Origin of the sequence: Cupriavidus sp. WS (genome assembly GCF_000395345.1) — a bacterium.
In the GTDB taxonomy this organism is placed as follows: Bacteria; Pseudomonadota; Gammaproteobacteria; order Burkholderiales; family Burkholderiaceae; genus Cupriavidus; species Cupriavidus basilensis_B.
The window spans coordinates 1-4,723 of sequence record NZ_AQPL01000556.1 but is presented as its reverse complement, the minus strand read 5'-3'; the positions used below and the strand labels follow the sequence as shown (position 1 = coordinate 4,723).

The following is a 4,723-nucleotide window of genomic DNA, read 5'->3' as shown; positions in this document are numbered from 1 at the left end:
CCCACGCGGCGCGGCGCGCCGTGCGTTGAACTTGGCGGACGATGCCTAGGGGACGCCGGTACACTCGTGCCGATACGGGAAACCTGGATGGGGCGTCAATGCGCAGCGAGTATCCCCGTTCACAGCCGCGCGGCGCACAGCGCAACGGCGCCACGACCGCGGGCCCGCGGGCAGCGCCCGCAAGCCGCCTCGCGCGCGGCCACCTGCGCCCGCTCGACGGCATACGCGGCATCGCCATCCTGCTGGTCTTCTTCCACCACTCGGTGGTGCCGGCCGCGCTCGGCGACAGCGGAACCATCGGCCATCTCGCGCTCAAGCTGCTGGTGTCGGGCTGGATCGGCGTGGACGTCTTCTTCGCGCTGTCCGGCTTCCTGATCACCGGCATCCTGCTCGACGCGAAAGGCGCGCCGCGCTACTTCGTCAATTTCTACGCCAGGCGCACGCTGCGGATCTTCCCGCTGTACTACTTCTTCCTGGTTCTGTTCTTTCTGGTCCTGCGGCCATTCCTGGCCGACATCTACCAGCCCGGGCAGGCCTATGCGGACCTCCATCGCGCGCAGGCGTGGTTCTGGAGCTATCTGCAGAACTGGTATTTCGCCAAGCTGCCGCAGGGCTCGCCGGTGCCGGTGACGCAACTGTGGTCGCTCGCCATCGAGGAGCAGTTCTACCTGGCCTGGCCGCTGGTGGTGTTCCTGTGCCCGGCCCGGCGCGTGGCGCTGCTGTCGCTGGCCCTGTGCGCGGCGTCGCCGCTGCTCAGGCTGGCCCTGATCGCGCGCGGCTGGGACCAGATGGCAATCTACGTGTCCACGCTCACCCACGTCGACCCGCTCCTGTGGGGCGCGCTGGTGGCGTCGTATGCGCGCTGCCGGGCGCCGCTGCCCAGCGCGCGGCAGGTGCTGGGCGCGCTCGCGGTGCTGGCATTCGCCGGCGCGGCGCTGGTCGACGTGCTCGACGGCGGGCTGCGGCGCAACGGGCTGGCGCTGCAGACGCTGGGCTTCAGCATCATCGGCGCCAGCGCCGCGCTGCTGATCGCGGCCACGCTGCTGCTGCCGCCCGATGCGCGGCTGAACCGGTTCCTCGGCCACCGCGTGCTGACCACGTTCGGGAAATACAGCTATTCGCTCTACGTGTTCCACCCGCCGGTGCTGTATGCCGTGGCATGGCTGTTCCGCGCGCGGCTGCAACTGCTGCCGGACGAGGGCAGCGTGTTCTCGGCCGGCTACCTGTGCTTCGTGCTGGTTTCCCTGCTGGCGTGCATGCTGATCAGCCTTGCCACGTGGCATCTGTTCGAGGCAAGGCTGCTGGCGCTCAAGCGATACTTCGGCGCGGAAGCGGGGCGGCCCGCGCGCATGGCGCCGACCTCCGGCAACGTCCCCGAGGCAGACTAGAGCAGCACGCCGATCTCGCACAGGCCGCGCACCTGCGCGCGGCGGTTGCCATCGGTGCCGAAGGCCGCGCCCGGCGCGGTCCGGCGCGCGCCCACGTAGGCGAACTCGGTACGCACGAAGAAGCGCTTGTACTGGTACGTCGGGGTCAGCGTGACCGACCATGCCTCGCTGCCCGCGCCGTACAGGAGATTGGGCGCGCCGCCCGCCGCGGTGCCGGTCGAGGCGATGTACTCCAGCCGCACCGGCAGCTTGAACCCCGGCAGCCGCAGCCCGGCGGGCGTGGCGTCGGCGCCGAAGTCGTAGCTCATCAGCAGCGCGCCGCCGTAGGTCGAGGCCGCCTCGCTGGTGCCGTACTCGGGCAGCCTGGGCACGCGCGTGTACTGCAGATAGGGCTGGAAGGTCCATGCGCCACGGGTGCGCGTGTAGATCAGGTTGTAGATCTGCTGGTTGTTCTGGTACAGCGGCGTCGCGTTCGTCGATACGTCGGTGTGGCCGGTGTTGGCGCCGGCGCTGAACGTGATGGTGCTGCTGCTGTCCAGCGCGTAGCTGGCCAGCCCCGTGATCCAGCTATAGCGCTTCGAGTAGAAACCGTCGTTCACCGATGCGGAAAGCGTCAGCGGGCCGGCGGCGTAGTTGACCTGGATGCCGCGGTTCACCGCGTTCTCCTGGTTCCACAGCAGGCCGCGCTGGATGTTCATGTTCTGGAACGAGAAGGTGCTCTCCGCCCCGATCAGCGTGGGCAGCTTGCCGACCATCACCGACAGCGTGTCGGTGGGGGCGATCTTGAGATAGCCCTGGGCCAGCGGGCTGAACAAGGCCGGCGTGGCATCCGAGGTGCGCAGGTACGGCACGCCGAGCACCGGCGTCGAGTAGTAGCCGGCCTGGACGAAGAACTGCAGCAGGCCATCGGCCTTGTTGACGAAGACCTGGGCGTTGCCGAGGTCGAACTGCCGGCTGCGGTCCGCCGGCACGGCGTGGCTCTGCGCCAGCCCGAGCCCGCTCAGCACGCCGCCCACGTACAGCGGCCCGAGCGCGCCCGCGTCGATGCGCACGGGGGCCGCGCTCAACGTGCTCGCGATCGCCGGCTGCAGTGCCGGCGCCGGCGCTTCCTGCGCTTCCTGCGCGGGCTGCTGGCCGGCCTCGGCCGCCGCCTGCTGCGGCTGGTCCTGCGCCCACGCGGCGGCGGGGCCGGCGCTCAATGCCGTCAGGACTGTGGCGACGCAGAATCGGACGTGTGTTTTCATCGGATGGGTTCCTTCTCTTGCCGGGCCTGGCGTACCGCACCGCCGTGGTGTGGCAGCGGCTCGCCGGCAAGGAACATGCCGCTGCAGGGACGTAAATGTCCGTCATCCCGCGTCGCGCATGGCGTTTTTTCCCCATGAAAAAAACGACTGGTACACATAGTTTTATATCGTTATTCGAATTCATCGCGCAGGCATACACTGCCGTCGTTCCAGCGTGATTCGTCAGGTTCAAGACAGGCCCAAGAGCCGGTCGGACCGGACGCCGCCACGCCGCCGCCCCTGGAGATGACGCATCATGAAGACCCGAGGTATCGCCCTGGCAGCCGTGGCGCCCGCCACAGCGTTCCGCGCCGCCGCGGCCCATGCCTCGGGCCACGCCGCCCTTGCCGGCGGCGCGAACGACGGCAGGCCCGTTTGCCGGCGGCGCCCGGCACCGGCGCCGGCCCGCGCCGGATGGATATCCGGGTAGACAGGTGGCTCTGTGGCCGCGTGCTTCTCCTTTGCTCCAGTGCGGCCACACTTCTGACGGCTGAGCTATCTCCAGCCGCGGGGAGCGGCCCAGGGCCCGCTCCCCGTTTTTTTTCCTCGCGACGGCATGCGCGCCCCGTTGCGCCGCCGGCGCACGGCGTTGCTCCGCAACCCGACCGCAATCACACCGAACAGGCAACGCTCGTGAAAAATCTGACCTTGATGGCCGCCGGCCTGGCGGCACTCGCATGCTCGCTCGCGGCACTGGCCGGCCCGGACTTCGCCGTCATCGAAAAGGGCCGCGCGGCCAAGCGGGCCGAGCAGCGCGCCCAGCGACGGGTCCTGCAGAGCGACGCCGCCAGCGAGCCGGCCGCCGTCAGGCCGCAGCCGGAACAGGCCGGCGCGGCCGACCAGCGCGGCAGTTGAGCCGCATCGCCACGTTGTCGTCGTCCAACTCCCGGTCCCCCGCATGTCCGTCGAAATCGAACGCCTCTCGGCCATCATCTGGGTGCGCGAGCGCATGGCCGCATATGGCCTGACCATCGATGCGCTGGCCGCTGCCGGCTGCTTTCCGGCCGCGATCCCGGCCCCGATCCGGACCACGATCCGGACCACCAAGCCGCCGCCAAAGAGAGAACAGAAGCACTACCGCAACGCCGACGGCCAGACCTGGGACGGCCACGGCGCGATGCCGCACTGGCTGCAGCGCGCCGTCAACGCCGGGCAGTCGATCGAGCATTTCCGCGCCGAGGCCGGCGCGGACTGAGCGGGCCGGGCACGCGGCCTGGCCTAGCGCAGCCAGGGCGCGTCCTGGCCGCCGCCCGCGCCGTAGCGCGCCAGCGCCTGCGCATGCAGGGCCGGCGACACCGCGCGCAGCGCGGCGAGCGCCACGTGATGCCGGTCGACCTCGAAGAAGCCGCGCAGCGCGTCGCGCGTGTCGCTGCGCCCGAAGCCGTCGGTGCCCAGCGCGGTGAACGGCGCCTGCACATAGGAGGCGATCAGTTGCGCGCAGGCCCGCACGTAGTCGGTGGCGGCCACCACCGGCGTGGTGCCGGGCAGGCAGCGCTGCACGTAGCTCCGGGCCTCGCCGCCGGCCGCGAACAGGCCGCCGCGCTCGCACTCGCGCGCGTCGCGCGCCAGTTCGGAGAAGCTGGTCACGCTCCAGATCTCGGACCGGATGCCCCAGTCTTCGGCCAGCAGTTCCGCCGCCGCGATGACCTCGCGCAGGATGGCGCCGGCGCCGAGCAGCCTGACCGCGGCGGCGCCCTCGCCCGGGCCGCGCGTGCCGAAGCGGTACATGCCCTTGATGACGCCTTCGCGCGCATCGGCCGGCAGCGGCGCCTGCGCGTAGTTCTCGTTGTTGACGGTGAGGTAGTAGAACTCGTCGTGCTGGTCTTCGAGCATGCGGCGCGCGCCGTGGTCGATGATGACGGCGGCCTCGCTGGCGAAGGCAGGGTCGTAGGCGCGGCAGTTCGGCACGGTGGAGGCGATCAGCTGGCTGGTGCCGTCCTGGTGCTGCAGGCCTTCGCCGGCCAGCGTGGTGCGCCCGGCGGTGGCGCCGATCAGGAAGCCGCGGGCGCGCTGGTCGGCCGCGGCCCAGATCAGGTCGCCCACGCGCTGGAA

General features: G+C 70.6%; 4 protein-coding genes and 1 pseudogene. 3 read left to right on the top strand and 2 right to left on the bottom strand.

Annotation, left to right across the window (positions count from 1 at the left end; translation table 11 throughout):
• The first annotated feature begins 98 nt into the window (after positions 1–98).
• On the top strand, positions 99–1,388 hold the full coding sequence (locus K206_RS41055; RefSeq protein WP_020206820.1) for an acyltransferase: 1,290 nt from the start codon (positions 99–101) through the stop codon (positions 1,386–1,388).
• Here the strand turns inward: K206_RS41055 and K206_RS0134440 are convergent.
• Positions 1,385–2,632 (bottom strand): outer membrane beta-barrel protein, encoded by a 1,248-nt coding sequence (locus K206_RS0134440; RefSeq protein WP_196812964.1) that lies wholly within the window; start codon positions 2,630–2,632, stop codon positions 1,385–1,387. The genes K206_RS41055 and K206_RS0134440 overlap by 4 nt on opposite strands.
• 672 nt (positions 2,633–3,304) lie before the next feature.
• Between K206_RS0134440 and K206_RS0134435 the strand changes: the two genes are divergently transcribed.
• A complete protein-coding gene (locus K206_RS0134435; RefSeq protein WP_029044416.1) occupies positions 3,305–3,526 on the top strand; it encodes a hypothetical protein in 222 nt (73 codons plus the stop codon).
• A 43-nt stretch (positions 3,527–3,569) separates the two neighbouring features.
• Positions 3,570–3,866, top strand: a complete 297-nt coding sequence (locus K206_RS0134430; RefSeq protein ID WP_020206817.1) for an H-NS family nucleoid-associated regulatory protein — start codon at positions 3,570–3,572, stop codon at positions 3,864–3,866.
• A 23-nt stretch (positions 3,867–3,889) separates the two neighbouring features.
• Here the strand turns inward: K206_RS0134430 and K206_RS44035 are convergent.
• Positions 3,890–4,723, bottom strand: a pseudogene (locus tag K206_RS44035) (pyruvate dehydrogenase (acetyl-transferring), homodimeric type); the annotation flags it as partial.